At 62.9% G+C, this 15,384-nt stretch carries 12 protein-coding genes; 3 read left to right on the plus strand and 9 right to left on the minus strand.

Going from position 1 to position 15,384, the window contains the following annotated elements; all coding sequences use genetic code 11:
- Positions 1–8 precede the first annotated feature (8 nt).
- Positions 9–2,171, minus strand: a complete 2,163-nt coding sequence (locus V1261_RS03515) for a cytochrome c biogenesis protein ResB (RefSeq protein WP_329770056.1) — start codon at positions 2,169–2,171, stop codon at positions 9–11.
- Between the two features lie 171 nt (positions 2,172–2,342).
- Complete coding sequence (locus tag V1261_RS03520) at positions 2,343–2,978, minus strand: c-type cytochrome (RefSeq protein WP_329770057.1); 636 nt, start codon at positions 2,976–2,978, stop codon at positions 2,343–2,345.
- A gap of 193 nt (positions 2,979–3,171) precedes the next feature.
- On the opposite strand from V1261_RS03520, the gene yihA reads away from it, so the two are divergent.
- Entirely contained in the window at positions 3,172–3,930 is a 759-nt protein-coding gene (yihA, locus tag V1261_RS03525; protein ID WP_442877945.1) for a ribosome biogenesis GTP-binding protein YihA/YsxC, read from the plus strand.
- Here yihA and V1261_RS03530 read toward each other — a convergent pair.
- Entirely contained in the window at positions 3,893–4,729 is an 837-nt protein-coding gene (locus V1261_RS03530; RefSeq protein WP_329770130.1) for a lysophospholipid acyltransferase family protein, read from the minus strand. The two genes, yihA and V1261_RS03530, sit on opposite strands and share 38 nt — an antisense overlap.
- Before the next feature lie 83 nt (positions 4,730–4,812).
- Positions 4,813–5,685, minus strand: coding sequence for a lysophospholipid acyltransferase family protein (locus V1261_RS03535; protein WP_329770058.1), 873 nt, complete (start codon positions 5,683–5,685; stop codon positions 4,813–4,815).
- 250 nt (positions 5,686–5,935) lie between these two features.
- Here V1261_RS03535 and metK point away from each other — a divergent pair, with 250 nt between their 5' ends.
- Positions 5,936–7,117 (plus strand): methionine adenosyltransferase, encoded by a 1,182-nt coding sequence (metK, locus tag V1261_RS03540; protein ID WP_329770059.1) that lies wholly within the window; start codon positions 5,936–5,938, stop codon positions 7,115–7,117.
- A gap of 125 nt (positions 7,118–7,242) precedes the next feature.
- Here metK and V1261_RS03545 read toward each other — a convergent pair whose 3' ends face one another.
- Both V1261_RS03545 and V1261_RS03550 read right to left on the minus strand, forming a co-directional pair.
- Positions 7,243–8,643, minus strand: coding sequence for an OmpP1/FadL family transporter (locus V1261_RS03545; RefSeq protein WP_329770060.1), 1,401 nt, complete (start codon positions 8,641–8,643; stop codon positions 7,243–7,245).
- A 310-nt stretch (positions 8,644–8,953) separates the two neighbouring features.
- Positions 8,954–9,970, minus strand: coding sequence for a porin (locus V1261_RS03550; protein WP_329770061.1), 1,017 nt, complete (start codon positions 9,968–9,970; stop codon positions 8,954–8,956).
- Positions 9,971–10,513: 543 nt separating this feature from the next.
- Between V1261_RS03550 and coq7 the strand changes: the two genes are divergently transcribed.
- On the plus strand, positions 10,514–11,170 hold the full coding sequence (coq7, locus tag V1261_RS03555; RefSeq protein ID WP_329770062.1) for a 2-polyprenyl-3-methyl-6-methoxy-1,4-benzoquinone monooxygenase: 657 nt from the start codon (positions 10,514–10,516) through the stop codon (positions 11,168–11,170).
- Positions 11,171–11,272: 102 nt separating this feature from the next.
- Here coq7 and V1261_RS03560 read toward each other — a convergent pair whose 3' ends face one another.
- From V1261_RS03560 to V1261_RS03570, 3 genes are read right to left on the minus strand one after another with little or no spacing between them, the layout of a single operon-like run.
- On the minus strand, positions 11,273–12,469 hold the full coding sequence (locus tag V1261_RS03560) for an acetyl-CoA C-acyltransferase (protein WP_329770063.1): 1,197 nt from the start codon (positions 12,467–12,469) through the stop codon (positions 11,273–11,275).
- Positions 12,470–12,489: 20 nt separating this feature from the next.
- Positions 12,490–14,889, minus strand: coding sequence for a 3-hydroxyacyl-CoA dehydrogenase/enoyl-CoA hydratase family protein (locus V1261_RS03565; RefSeq protein WP_329770064.1), 2,400 nt, complete (start codon positions 14,887–14,889; stop codon positions 12,490–12,492).
- 54 nt (positions 14,890–14,943) lie between these two features.
- Positions 14,944–15,384 carry a DUF2147 domain-containing protein gene (locus V1261_RS03570; protein WP_329770065.1) on the minus strand — a complete coding sequence of 147 codons (441 nt, stop codon included), beginning with the start codon at positions 15,382–15,384 and terminating at the stop codon, positions 14,944–14,946.

Genomic DNA, 15,384 nt, shown 5'->3' on the forward strand with positions numbered 1-15,384 from the left:
GGAGGTGCTCATGACTGGTGCTCTCCCAGCAGGTACTGCTTCAATGTGTCAAATTCCTTGTCGCTGTCCAGGTTGCGACGATTGCTCGAAAGCGCCATGGTAGCGCCCGAGGCGGCTTCCTGTCCATCCTGGGCGGCCGGACGCACCCAGACCCAGACACGGCGCTCGGTGATGTACAGCATGGCAAACACGCCCAGGATCAGGAACAGGCAGCCCAGGTAGACCACCCACTTGCCCGGCGCGCGCGTTACCTGGAACACGCTGGCCTGCACCTGGGTGAAATTCTCGAGCTGGAACAGCACCGGCTCCGGATAGAGCGGTGCATCGCTCAGCGCCACCACCGCCTGGGCCAGCCAGGCGCGGTGCTTCTGCTCGTTCATGTCCAGTGCCGGCAACTTGGCGCGCTCGCGCGACAGCTGCAGCAGCTCGACCATGGAGCCATTCAGCATGCGCAGCAGCACATCGCCAAAGCGCTGCTGGTCTTCAGCGGGAATCGTCTGCTCGATGAAACGGGCGATGGCCTGCAGGCCGAAGCTGCGTGCTGCCTCGCTGTTGCTGTCGCGGCGCGCGGCGTCCAGATTCGCCGGGTCACCGGCAAACAGGTCCATGACGCGGCTGGCCGACAGCGCCAGCTGCTCCTGCACCTGCTGGTTCTGCACGCCGGTGGACTGCGCCACATAGCGGCGTACCGCCTCGGCGCGCAGCGCCGGATCATTCAGGGCGTGGCGCAGGCGCTGGAATTCCTCCAGGGAATTGTTGTCATCGGCCGGAATGCGCAGGTAGCGGAAATTCTCTGCCGTGTCATTGCGCACGCCAAACAGGAATTCGGGCGGGCCGCCTTCGCCAGTCATCACCGGCAGCATGTAGTTGGAAAACTCGCGCGCCTGTCCGGCACTGTCACGCAGCTTGTAGATCACGCTCGGACCGACGTTGCGCAGCTCGTGGTCCTTGCGGTTCTGGGCCGAGCCCAGGTTGTCCTGCAGCGTCTGGCGCAGATCCACGCTGCGCACATCGACCGGGCCGGAGCTCATGTTGCCAAAGTTTTCGACGTTGATGGTGCGCAGATCCGTCACTTCCAGCGTGCGCTTGTCCTCGCCATTGGTGATCTCCACCGCACGGCCCACGGCGGTATCGACCGAGAACGGCGCCACCTCGCTGCCCATGCCCACCGCCTTCAGCTTGACCGGCGAGCCGCCATCCTCGAAGCTGGACTGGTAGATCTGGATGCCCTTGTAGCTGGCCGGATGGTTGACCTCGATGCGCTGCGGAATCGCCTCGCCGGTCTCGCGGTCGTGGATCACCACCTCGCTGGCAAACACGCGCGGCATGCCGGTGGGGTAATACTCGACGATGAACTTCTTCAGCTCCAGGGCAAACGGCAGCTCCTGGATCAGCACGCCGTCCTTCTGCAGCAGGATGGCGGTATCGACCGTGCTGCCTTCGGGCACGAACAGGTTGCCCCGGAAGGTCGGGTTGCTGGTGCTCAGGCGGTGCTGCGGCGGCACGTCGGCAATCATGCCGGCGCCATTGAAGGGCTGCTTGCCATTGAACCAGGTCTGCATGCGCACCATCAGGTCGCCATCCAGCAGGCCTCCCAGACAGATCAGCACGATGGCGCTGTGCGCTGCCAGGTAGCCGATCTTGTTGGCACCGCCCTTCTTGGCCGCCACCATCCAGCCGCCCCGGTCGCCTTGGCGCTGTTGCAGTTTTACTTTCCAGCCCTTGCCAGCCAGTTTTTCACCCAGGCTGCGCGCCGCCTGTGCCGGTTCCTGCGGCAGCACGGCTTCGGCCTTGTAGCCAAAGGCCTGCAGCGCACGCACGTGGATGTTTTCCTTGTAGCTTTTCAGGTCCGCCAGGATCTTGGGTGTATGGCGCGCAATGCACAGCGAGGTACTGATCACCAGGAACGCCAAGATCAGCAGAAACCACCAGGCACTGTAGACCGAATAGAGGTTCAGCGTCTCGAACACGCGCGCCCAGAACGGCCCGAACTGGTTGACGTAGTTGTTGAACGGCTGATGCTGGGTGATGACCGTGCCGATCACCGAGGCAATGCAGATGACTGTCAGCAGCGCAATGGCAAAGCGCATGGAAGACAGCAGTTCGATGGCGGAGCGCAACCAGCGGCTGCCCTGGCGAACCTCGTAACCTTGTGTGGAAATTGTTGTCATGCAGGATGTGCCCGTCCTAGGGGTGACTGATGCGGAGGCGTGATCGACCAGGCATCTGGAAACAGGTGTGCGCCATCATAACGCGCACAAAAAAGGCGGGTACGCAACCCGCCTTTTCTGGTACCGTCCGGGCGGCAGCGCAAACTGGCAAGCTGCAGCCCGGTGGCAGGATCAGCGCAGACCCTGGATGAAATCAGACACGGCCTTGATCTGGGCGTCGTTCATGCCGTTGACGACATGCGGCATGACCAGATCATTCTTGCGGACGCCGTCACGGAAATCCTTGAGCTGCAGCTCGGTGTAGTCGGCCTTCTGGCCAGCCAGACGCGGGTACTTGACCGGCATGCCGGCACCGTTGGGTGCGTGGCAGGCGGCACAGGCCGGCACGGCACGGCTGGCAATGCCACCACGCCAGATCTTCTCGCCCAGCGCCAGGGTTTCCTGGTTGGTAGCGGCCAGCTTGTTGGCCTTCTGGGAAGCGAAGTAGTAGGAAACGTCCACCATGTCCTGGTCGCTCAGGGCGGCAGCGTAGCCGTTCATGACAGTACCCTTGCGGGCATTGCTCTTGAAGTCCTTGAGCTGCTTGATCATGTATTCGGGATGCTGCTGCGCCACCACCGGATAACCGGCGATCACGGAGTTGCCATCGGCGTTGTGACAGGCGATACACACGCTGTTGACGATGGCCTTGCCCTTGTTCAGGTCAGGAACCGGCTTGGCTGCCGGCGTGGCCGCTACGGCAGAACCTGCTGCCGTGAACAGCAGAGCGGAAATCAGGGAAGCGGCAAGAGTGGATACAGGCTTCATAGTCGGCATCAGTCTGGAGTGAACGGGACAACCGGTGCTGTGCAATCCGGGTAAACTTGACCATTCTACATCGACCCGTAACCAAAATTGACAGATTCACCGTAACTGTCGCGGATCGTAGTCAACAATTGGCCGGATTTCCCCTGCACTGGCTGCTGCCACGGCAAGAACCGGCCCCTGCCCGAGACCCGCCATGGCCGCGTCCAAACGCCCTCCCCGCAAGCCTGCTGCCGCACCGGCCAAGCCGCCCAAGACCCCGACGCCACTCGGCTGGATGCACACCGCCCGCTTTCTGACCACCGCCGCCCAGCTCGACCAGCTGCCGGCGCTGGACGTACCGGAAATCGCCTTTGTCGGCCGCTCCAACGCCGGCAAGTCCACCTGCATCAACACCCTGACGCAGCAGCGCCAACTGGCCTTTGCCTCCAAGACACCGGGCCGAACCCAGCACATCAACCTGTTTGCCCTGGGTCGCCAGAACCAGACCGATGCCGTGCTGGCCGACCTGCCCGGCTACGGTTACGCCCAGGTGCCGCTGGCCGACAAGCTGCGCTGGCAGCGCGTCATGGCCAACTACCTGATGACGCGCGAGAACCTGGTCGGCGTGGTGCTGCTGTGCGACCCGCGCCACGGCCTCACCGAGCTGGATGAACTGCTGTTGGAAGCGATCCGCCCACGCGTGGAAGACGGCCTGGAGTTCCTGCTGCTGCTGACCAAGTCCGACAAGCTGACGCGCGCCGAGGGCGCCAAGGCGCTGTCCATCGCACGGCTGAATGCCGGCGGCGGCGAAGCCATGCTGTTCTCGGCGCTCAAGAAACAGGGCATGGAACAGGTGGCGCAACTCCTGTGGGACTGGACCCACCCGCCGCAGGAAGACACTGCTGCAGACGATGCCGAAGCGGCAGACGACGGCCTCAGTACACCTCCGGCAAGCCCTCCGGACGCGTCTTGAAGCGCTTGTGCACCCAGAAATACTCCTCGGGGCGGCGCGCCACCCAGCCTTCGAGGTAGTCGTTCATGCGCTGGGTGTCGGCCACCACATCCTCGGTCGGGAAATCCTGCCACGGGCCTTCCACATGCAGGGTGTAGCCATGCGATTCCATATAGGTGATGGTGGTCACCACCTGCGCGCGACCCAGTCGGGCAAAGCGTGACAGCGAGGGCACGGTGGCTGCCGGCACACCAAAAAAGGTGACAAAAATCGATTCCTGCGGGCCAAAGTTCATGTCCGGCAGCAGGTAGAGCAGGCCCTGCTTGCGCAGCTTGGCAATGATGGGCTTGACGCCATCGCGCCGCCACACCACCTGCGCGTTCGGAAAGCGCGTACGGCCACGGCGCACCCAGGCATCAATCGTCTTGTTGCTCTGCGGCGTGTAAATGGAAATGAAGATGCGCTCCAGCAATTGGCCAGACAAGGCCATGCCGCCGGCATCGAGTCCGACAAAGTGCGGTGCAAACAGGATGGTCGACTTGCCGTCCCGGAGCGCATCAACATCGCCCACCATGCGCAGGCGCTTGCGCAACAGCGCCGGGCTGCCATGCCAGATCCAGATGCGATCCAGGAAAGTCTGCATGAAACGCACGAAATGCAGGCGCGCGATGCGCTCGCGCTCGGCCTCGGTCTTGTCCGGGAAGCACAGCCGCAGGTTGACCAGCGCCACATGGCGACGACGCGGCACCAGCTGCCAGGCCAGCTTGCCCAGCAGCCAGCCCAGGCCACGCCAGACCCACAGCGGCAGCCAGGCCAGCATGCCAAACACGAGGTTGATCAGGCGCACCTGCCAGCTCCATGCCTCATCCGCATGTGCTGTCGTGTTGTCCGGGGTGTTCTCGCTCACGGTGCCGATTCCTCCTGTGCCGCCTGTTTGGCCACGTAATCTTTCCAGCCATACGGCTCACGGTAGCGCGCATAGCCCCACATGTACTGCTGCGGACAGCTCAGGATCACGCGCTCCATCTCGCGGTTGATTTGCGCCACGGCGGGTTCCAGCTCTGGCGGTAGCGGCGCACTTAGCGGACTGCAGTGCAGCCGGTAGCCACGGCCCCAGGACAGGCGCTCGCCCCAGATCACGATCACGGTTGCCTGCGTCTGGTGCATCAGCTTGGCCGCCAGCGTCATGGTGTAGGCGTCCTTGCCGAAGAACGGCACCCAGACGCCCTGCCCCGGTGGCGGCACATGGTCGGGCAGCAGGCCAACGGCCTCGTTGTTGCGCAAGGCCTTGATCATCTGGCGAATGCCGCTGATATTGGTGGGCACGGAGCGCAGGCCGGGGCGCTCACGCACGGTCTCCATCATCTCGGCCAGCCAGGGCTGGCTGGCGGGACGGTAGAGCACGGTCAGGTTGCCATACTGCTGGTGAAAGCGCTCCGCCATGGCCTGTGCCGTGATCTCGAAACAGCCCATGTGCGGCGTCAGGAAGATGATGCCCTTGCCCGCGCCATAAGCCTGCTCCACGTGCTCCAGGCCGCGCCACTCGCAATGCACCGGCTTGCCCAGCCACAGGCGTGGCAGCTCGGACAGCATGCGGCCATTGTGGGCGATGGACGGGCGCACATCGGCCAGCGTCAGACCGGCCAGCGCAGCGTTGTCACGCACGCGGCGGCGATAGGACGCAGCAGCGAACCAGCCCAGCCAGCCCAGCACGGCACCCATGCCATGCAGCAGCCAGAGCGGGAACCAGGAAAGGATTCGGAACAGGAATGCCATTGACACAAGGTAAATGGTGTCTCTCGGCCCGGCTTGGGCAGATTTGACAGAATTGCTACAATGTACGAATCGCCGAGTTAAACGAGCAACTTGCAGGGCGATACCTTCATGCGATTGTCGCATGGATGTGGCGTATTCACCACGAATACCCGGACGGGCCGCCTTTCTGGCACACCGGCTCCACTGCTAAAGCGTTCGCCATCGTTCTTTTGGCAACGCGTTCCGTGCCACTACAAGGACTTTTACAAGCATGGCGAACGATTACCTCTTCACCTCCGAATCCGTTTCCGAAGGCCACCCCGACAAGGTGTCCGACCAGATCTCCGATGCCATCCTGGACGCCTGCCTGGCGCAGGATCCGCTCAGCCGTGTGGCCGCCGAAACCCTGACCAACACCGGTCTGGTGGTGCTGGCCGGCGAGATCACCTCCAATGCCACGGTGGATTACATCGACGTGGCGCGCGAGACCATCAAGCGCATCGGCTACGACAATTCCGAGTTCGGCATTGACCACAAGGGTTGTGCCGTGCTGGTGGCCTACGACAAGCAGAGCCAGGATATTGCCCAGGGCGTGGATGCCGCCTTTGACGACCCGCTGAACATCGGTGCCGGCGACCAGGGCCTGATGTTCGGCTTTGCCTGCGACGAAACGCCCGAGCTGATGCCCGCCCCAATCCACTACGCGCACCGCCTGATGGAGCGCCAGGCCCAGCTGCGCAAGAGCGGCAAGCTGCCCTTTCTGCGCCCGGACGCCAAGGCCCAGGTCACCATGCGCTATGTGGACGGCAAGCCGACCACGGTGCAGACCGTGGTCGTATCCAGCCAGCACAGCCCCGAGATGAGCCTGGACGAGAAGACCATGAAGCCGGCCTTTATCGAGGCGGTGATCGAGGAAATCATCAAGCCGGTGATTCCGGCCGAGCTGCTGCAGGGCACCGAGTACCTGATCAACCCGACCGGCCGCTTTGTCGTGGGTGGCCCGCAGGGCGACTGCGGCCTGACCGGCCGCAAGATCATTGTCGATACCTACGGCGGCGCCTGCCCGCACGGCGGCGGCGCCTTCAGCGGCAAGGACCCGACCAAGGTCGACCGCTCTGCCGCCTACGCGGCACGCTACGTGGCCAAGAACATCGTGGCGGCTGGCCTGGCCAGCACCTGCGAGGTGCAAGTGTCCTACGCGATTGGCGTAGCACGCCCGATCAACATCACGGTCTACACCAAGGGCACCGGCGTGATCGACGACCACCGCATCGAGGCACTGGTGCAGGAGCACTTTGACCTGCGTCCGCGCGGCATCATCCAGATGCTGGACCTGCAGCGCCCGATCTACGCCAAGACCGCCGCCTACGGCCACTTTGGCCGCAATGAGCCGGAGTTCAGCTGGGAGCAGACTGATCGCGCGGCGGTGCTGCGTGCGGCGGCTGGGCTGTAAGCTGACGGGCTAACCCAACAAGACAGAGGAGCGCTGCGGCGCTCCTTTTTTGTGGGTCCATTGCCTGTCGCACAACAACAAGGGGGCGCCGAAGCGCCCCCTGCTGACTCACACTGACTTGACGATCAGAAGCGGTAGCCCACTTTCACGCCGACGGCCACGGCGTTGTTATCCTTGAAGTCGCCGTCATAGTCGGGGGTGCCCATCTTGGAGCTGACCTGGGCCTTGGCATCACCCAGCCACAGGTACTTGGCACCAGCGGACACGTAGAAGTTCTTGGTCGGGCTGTACTGCACACCGGCACCGATGTTCCAGTTGCCATCGACCGGACCCAGGGTAGTGGCGTATTCGCCGGTACCACTATCCCAGCCCAGGGACACGTTGCCGGCCCACTTGTCGTTGAACTTGCGGCCCACACCTACGGTAGCACTGTACTGGTCCTTGTTGTAGCTGACCAGATCAAAGCCATTGGGCTTGCCGACTAACGGCCCCACGTCCTTGGCGATGGCACCGAACTGGCCCGGACGAATGGCGAATTCGGACCAGTCCACCCAGCGCAGGTTGGCAAAGGCCAGCGTGTTGGGCGCAATACCGCTTTGCACATCCAGGTTGATCGACTGCGGCGTCTTGATCTTGGTCGTTCCATCGGTGCCTGCAGCACCGCCCATGGCCTGGTACTTGGCAAAGTTCTCCGTTGTCTTGACATCATGCGTGATGGCCGAACGGTAGGTCAACGCAGCGCGGAAAGCAATATCGGGAATCTGATAGGCCGCGCCGGCCAACAAGCCCCAGTCGCCGGTCGTATGGAACTGGGCATCATAGCCATTGAATACAGAGTAAGCCGAGCCACGCAGATGGACATCGCCCTTGATCGTCTGGTATACCGGGCCGCCGTAGACCGTCCATTGTTCAGTAGGCTGATACGCTGCCAGCAAGGAGAAACTTTGAGACGTCACGGTTACGTTGGTTCCCAGGGAAGCATCTGGCGTAGCGGTATATTTTTGAATCGCACCCTGCCCTTGCGGGGTAGCTGCTGCCTGCTGGATGGCCCCGGGCAATACCGTTGGCAGCGCAGCAGCAATCTGCGCATCCGTCATGCCGGCCTGCTTCATATTGGCGGTTACCACTGCCCTTGTCTGTGCAGCCAGGGGAATCATGCGTGCCTGCTGCAGCTCAGCGGCATTGGTCGTGAAATTGTTGTTGCCACTATACTGGGCGGCAGCACCAAACGGGTGGTCATACAACAGTGCAAACGACAGCTTGTCATTGGCCTGGTACTTGATCGCCGCAGACGGGAAGTCGTAGCTGCTGCCCATGTCCGGAATGTGGCGACCTGCTGTACCGGCAGCCGTGCGCTCGGTGCCTTCCATCGTAGGGCTGATCCAGGTATAGCCAAATTCCACCAGATTGCCTGGCTGAAACAGGGGCGATACGGGCTGGCCGGAACGGTCCAGGGCTGCAGCAAAAGCGCCAGTGGCCGGCAGCATGGCCAGAAGCACGGCAGTGCTGATCAGTTTGCGTTTCATCTTGTCTCCTGAAATTATGCGAATGGCGCATCGGGCGATACGTTCTTGCTGATTGTAAAAAGTGCTTCAGCATCCCACATAGGGACAATCCCGAACGGTCGTTCTATTTGTCGTATTCCTGCATCACATCCACTGAAATTCGTTTGTTTGTCACAGCCTGCATGCAGGCACTGTTGCCGTAGAGCAACACAAGCATGCGCCAATGGTGCTGCCACCACCACCCCGCCTCCGTGCAACAGACGCAAAAAAGCCACCCCGAAGGGTGGCTTTGCTTAAGTACTAAGCCGTACTGGCAGATGCCAGCGCCGGATTAGAACTTGTGACGCAGACCAACAGCGTACTTGGTGGTCTCAGCATCATTGCCAGCATCGTAATCGAAGCTGTTCACGCGAGCAGCGCGGACATAGGCGTCAGTGCGCTTGCTGAAAGCGTAGTTGGCGCCGACGTTGTAGTCGATACCGTCGTAGTTGTCGCCGTCGTTGTAGCCAACTTCAGCCACCAGGGAAGCAGCACCGAACGGCACCTTCACGCCCAGGTTAGCTTCCTTGTCCTTGGAGTTCTTCAGGTCATTGTCAGACACCATGTAGTTGGCGAACACCTTGGCAGCGGTGAAGTCGTAGGTACCACCGATACCGTAGCTGGTCACATCCTTGGTCTTCACGCCGTTAGCCGGAGTCTTCTCAACCTGATCTTGCTCACCAGCGATGCCAACCATGAACGGACCGGTAGCGTAGCTCAGGCCCAGGCCGTAAGTGGTTTTTTGCTGATCATGCCCACCGGCGGTCGGGTAATCTTCACGGTCGTAACCAGCGGCTGCGGAGATGCCCACGCCGCCGAAGTTACCGGCGTAATGCACACCATTGGTGCGCTTGGCACCCTGCAGGTTGGTGGTGGAGAAGTCGGAGATGCTGTCAGCAGACGTATCTTCAGCCAGGCGATACAGCGGCAGCTTGTCGCGGCCCAGCAGCACGGAGCCGAAGCCACCCTGCAGACCCACCACGGCGCGGCGAGCTTCACCACCGGCGAAAGCGCCGTTGGCAGAGTTGAAGCCGTGCTCGTAGTTGAACACTGCCTTCAGGCCGTTGCCCAGGTCTTCAGAACCCTTGATACCCACGCGGGATTGCTGCAGGTTGGCCTTGTTGAAGCCGGTAGAGCGCTGATTACCATAGCTGGTGATATTGCCAGCGCTATCTTTAACATCCGCGTAGCCTTCACGCTCAACAACACCAGCGGAGATGTCAGCGATACCGTACAGGGTCACGGAAGATTGAGCGGAAGCAGCACCCACAGCAGCCAGAGCGGCCAGTGCGATCAGAGATTTTTTCATTGCAAGTTTCTCCAAGGTTAAACATGGGGCGCCGGTGAGTGGGTTGGCGTCGGCTTTGAGCCTTGTTGTGCCAGCCCCCGGTTCCCCGGGCCAACCTCCTTTTCGGAAGTTGTCTCTATTGCACCAGAGCTTGGACCGGTCTGCAAAGGGAAAGCGGTTTTTATCTTGGTTTTGTAGCGCATTCGCCACAAACCTGTTGCGATCAGGCCACAAAACCACGGACCCTCCCCCTGCCAGGGCCCGCTGGTGCGCCTGCTGCCAACTGGCTGGCAACGCGTTGGCCAAGTCCAGTTGTCAGCGCTTGCCGGGTGCAGTTGAGAAACTACTTGAAGTTGTACCGGCTGTTGCATGGCAGCTACAGGCCCGATGCATCTGTTGCATGCACACCACTCCAGCCCTGCCAACCGCGCTGGCCAGACCGATTCAGACGATGCCGGCGAAGGCCGCAACTTCTGCGCTGGCGCAAGGCCGGCAAAATGCGGCTGGCTACAATGCCCCATGGCCCTGCTGCCGCCTGGCGCAGGGAACTTGTCAGGAGAAACTATGCGTACCCCTTCCCTGCTGGACGCCTGGATCGAGGCGGCCGACAACACCTTGCGCACGCTGTTTGCGCCCACGCATGCGAGCCAGCCCTCGCCGGCGAGCCGCCTGGGCCACGCGCAAATCGCCATCGATGATGCGGCCCTGACGGCAGAAGAAAAGAAACTGTCGGGCGCGCTGATGCGCGTGAACCATGTGGGCGAGATTTGCGCCCAGGCGCTGTACCAGTCGCAGGCGCTGGCCACGCGCGATGCGCAGCTGCGCGCCCATTTCGAGGAAGCTGCGCGCGAGGAAATCGATCATCTGGCCTGGACCGCCGAGCGCCTGAAGGAGCTGGGGGACCGGACTTCGCTGCTGAACCCGTTCTGGTATGCCGGTTCGTTTGCGCTGGGCCTGGCCATGGGCCGCGTGAGCGACAGCAATAGCCTGGGCTTTGTGGTGGAAACCGAGCGCCAGGTCGAATCGCACCTGCAAGAGCATCTGGGCCGGCTGCCGCTGGCGGATCAGGCATCGCGCCTGATCGTGGCACAGATGAAGGCGGATGAAGACCGCCATGCCAACAACGCGCTGGAAGCCGGTGCCACGCCGCTGCCGCCGCCGGTACAGGGCCTGATGCGCCTGATGGCGAAGGTGATGACCACGGTGGCGCACCGGATTTGACGCGCCTTGGTGCACGACAAACGTGAAACAGGGGCCATAGCGGCCCCTGTTCTGTTTTTGCACGTTACGCCTGCCTGGACAGGCGTAGCCGTTCCGAAACGCTCAGACGCGCTCGAAAATGCCCGCAGCGCCCTGCCCCATGCCCACGCACATGGTGACCATGCCGTATTTCAGGTTGTGGCGGCGCAATGCATGCACCACGGTGGCGGAACGGATGGCACCGGTAGCGCCCAGCGGGTGGCCCAGCGCAATCGCACCGCCCATCGGGTTGATCTTGCTCTGGTCCAGGCCCAGCGTATTGACCACGGCGAGTGATTGCGCGGCAAAGGCCTCGTTCAGCTCGTACCAGTCGATATCTTCCTGCTTCAGGCCGGCGTAACGCAGCGCGGCCGGAATCGCCTCGATCGGGCCGATGCCCATGATGGCCGGCGGTACGCCCTTGCTGGCGAAGCTGACGAAGCGCGCCAGCGGCTGCAGGTTGTACTTCTTGATCGCGGCTTCGCTGGCCAGGATCAGCGCACCGGCGCCATCACTGGTCTGCGAGCTGTTGCCGGCGGTGACGGAGCCACGCGCGGCAAACACGGTGCGCAGCCTGGCCAGGCCTTCCATGGTGGTGTCCGGGCGGGCACCCTCGTCCAGATCGACGATGCGCTTGCTGATGTTGACCTTGCCGGTCTCCAGGTCCAGCTGGCGTTCCTCGATCTCGACCGGGGTGATCTCGTCCTTGAACTCGCCGGCCTGCATGGCGGCAATGGCGCGGCGGTGCGATTCGACGGCGAAAGCATCTTGCGCCTCGCGGCTGACCTTCCACTGCTGCGCGACCTTTTCGGCGGTCAGGCCCATGCCGTAGGCGATGCCCACGTCCTGGTTGCCGCTGAAGATGTCGGGGTGCAGCGAGGGATTGTTGCCCATCATGGGCACCATGCTCATGCTTTCCACGCCGGCGGCGATCATGATGTCGGCTTCACCGACACGGATGCGGTCTGCTGCCATGGCGACCGCGCTGATGCCGGAGGCACAGAAGCGGTTGACGGTGATGCCGCCGACGCTGTTGGGCAGGCCGGCCAGCACGGCACCAATGCGCGCCACGTTCAGGCCCTGCTGGGCCTCAGGGATGGCACAGCCACAGATCACGTCCTCGATCGCCTGCGGATCCAGGCCGGGAGCCTGGGCCATGGCCGACTGGATCGCCTTGACCAGCAGGGTCTCGGGGCGGGTGTGCTTGAAAAAGCCCTTGTGCGAGCGCCCGATCGGGGTGCGGGTCGCGGCAACAATGTAGGCGTCTTGCAGTTGTTTCATGAATCGGTGTCCTTCCGTCCTCAGTTGCGCAGCGGCTTGCCGGTGTTCATCATGTGCAGCAGGCGATCCTGCGTCTTGGGATGCGCGACCAGCGCGGTGAAGGCTTCACGTTCCAGCTGCATCAGGTACTCTTCGCTGACCAGCGTGCCGGGATCGACATCACCGCCACAGGCAATGTGGGCGATATGGCTGGCAATATCAAAGTCGTGCGCGCTGATGAAGCCGCCATCGCGCATGTTCACCAGCGAACCCTGGATGGTGGCCTTGCCGTCACGGCCGGCCACCGGGAACAGGCGGCGCAGCGGCGGACGGTAGCCGCACTGGAACATGGCACGGGCGCGCTGGATGGCGACATACAGCAACTCGTCCTTGTTGGCGACGATGGTGTCGCTGTGCAGGATGTAGTCCAGGTCACGGCTTTCCAGTGCGCTGGTGCCGACCTTGGCCATGGCCGCGGCGGTAAAGCCTTCGGTCAGGAAAGGCAGCAGATCGGTACCGGTGCTGTAGGAAGCCTTTTCGGCAGCGCGACGGGCGATGTAGGTCATGCCGCCGCCGCCGGGGATCACGCCCACACCCATTTCGACCAGGCCGATATAGCTTTCCATGGCTGCCACGCGGGCGCTGCAGTAGACCGACAGCTCGCAGCCACCGCCGAGTGCCAGGCCACGGATGGCGGCAATCGTCGGCACCTGGGCGTAGCGCAGGCGCAGCATCAGCATCTGCAATTCTTCTTCCATGCCGCCCACAGTGATGGCACCGCCTGCGACAAAGCCCTGCATCACGGTCTGCAGATCGGCACCAGCGCTGAACCACTCGTCGTTGGACCAGATCACCAGGCCCTGGAAATCGCGCTCGGCCAGATCGACCGCGTGCATCAGGCCCTCACCCACGGCCGGGCTGATGGTGTGCATCTTGGTCTTGATGCTGGCGATCAGCACCTCGTTGTCCAGCGTCCACAGGCGCACGCCGTCGTCTTCGTAGACGGTGGTGCCAGCGGTGGCGGGATCGGGAGCCTGGCTGCCCAGCACATCCTCGCGGAAGTACTGGCGCTGGTAGACCGGCAGATTGGACAGTGCCTCGAACTGGCCGGTGGTCGGGTTGAACGAGCCCTGCGGCGTGTGCACGCCACCGGCTTCGGCCACCGGGCCGTTGAAGACCCAATCGGGCAGCGGTGCGCTGCTCAGGGCTTCGCCCTTGTCGATGTCTTCCTGGATCATCTTCGCCACGTCGAGCCAGCCGGCTTCCTGCCACAGCTCGAACGGGCCCTGCTTGCTGCCGTAGCCCCAGCGCATGGCAAAGTCCACGTCGCGGGCGGTATGGGCAATGTCCTTCAGGTGGACGGCAGCATAGTGCATCTGGTCACGCAGCACCGCCCAGACGAAGCGGCCCTGCGCGCCCTGGCTGTCGCGCAGCAGGCGCAGGCGCTCGGCGGCGGGACGCTTGAGCATGCGGCCGTAGACGTCGTCGGACTTCTGGCCGGCCGGCACGTACTCGTCGCTTTCCAGCTCGTAGCGCATGATGTCGCGGCCCACCTTCTTGTAGAAGCCGGCCTTGGTCTTCTGGCCGAGTTGACCTTTCTCGATCAGGCGTGCCACCACCGGCGGCGTGGCAAAGTGCGGGTAGAACGGATCGGTCTCGACCGACAGGTTCTCCTGCATGGTGCGGATCACGTGGGCCATGGTGTCCAGGCCCACCACATCGGCGGTGCGGAAGGTGCCGGAGCTGGCACGGCCCAGCTTCTTGCCGGTCAGGTCATCGACCACATCGAAAGTCAGGCCGAACTTGTCGGCTTCGACCATGGTCGCCAGCATGCCGGCAATGCCGATGCGGTTGGCGATGAAGTTCGGCGTGTCCTTGGCGCGCACCACGCCCTTGCCCAGCACGCTGACGGCAAAGGTTTCGAGGTCGTCCAGGATCTGCGGCTGCGTTGCCGGCGTGGCAATCAGCTCCACCAGATACATGTAGCGCGGCGGATTGAAGAAGTGGATGCCGCAGAAGCGCGGGCGCAGCTGCTCGGGCAGCGCTTCGCTGAGCTTGGTGATGCTCAGGCCGGAGGTGTTGGAGGCCAGGATGGCGTGCGGCGCCACGTGAGCGGCGATCTTGTGGTACAGATCGGATTTCCAGTCCATGCGCTCGGCAATGGCCTCGATCACCAGATCGCACTCCTTGAGCAGATGCAGGTGTTCTTCGTAGTTGGCCGGCTGGATCAGCTCGGCGTCACGCGTGGTGCCCAGCGGCGAGGGCTTGAGCTTTTTCAGGTTGTCGATGGCCTTGAGCGCGATACCGCTCTTGGGGCCTTCTTTCGCCGGCAGGTCGAACAATACGACCGGCACCTTGACGTTCACCAGATGCGCGGCAATCTGCGCACCCATGACGCCAGCGCCCAGCACGGCGACTTTCTTCACTTGGAATCGGGACATGGTGGTCTCTATGCAGGGCTGGCCCGCAGGCCAGCCGGGTTGGAGAGGATGTGCTTACTGCACGCGGACCCAGGTCTGGGTGCGGCCAATGCCCATGACAGAACCGCGCACTTCCAGCTTGCTGCCGTTGGCGACCGGCGTCAGGCGCAGGGTGTAGTTGCGGCCGCTCTCGGGATCGAGAATCTTGCCGCCCTCCCAGACGTCCTTGCCGTCCACCTTCTTGGCGCCACGGATGATTTCCAGGCCGACCATCGGCTTGCCCTTGCGGTCATCGGAACACTTGTCGCAGACGGCGGCCGGATCGGCGCCCTTGCGCAGCAGCTTCTCGATGCGGCCGTTCAAGGCACCACCGCGTTCGCTGATGACGATCTGCGCCTTGGCCTGGCCAGTCGCGTCGTCGATGCTGCGCCAGGTACCTACCGGGCTCATGTTGGCAGCCAGCGTGCTGCCCGCCATCAGCAGGCCCAGACCCAGGATGCTCAGTTGCTTGTTCAT

The organism is Brachymonas sp. J145, assembly GCF_036312245.1.
Classification (GTDB): domain Bacteria; phylum Pseudomonadota; class Gammaproteobacteria; order Burkholderiales; family Burkholderiaceae_C; genus Brachymonas; species Brachymonas wangyanguii.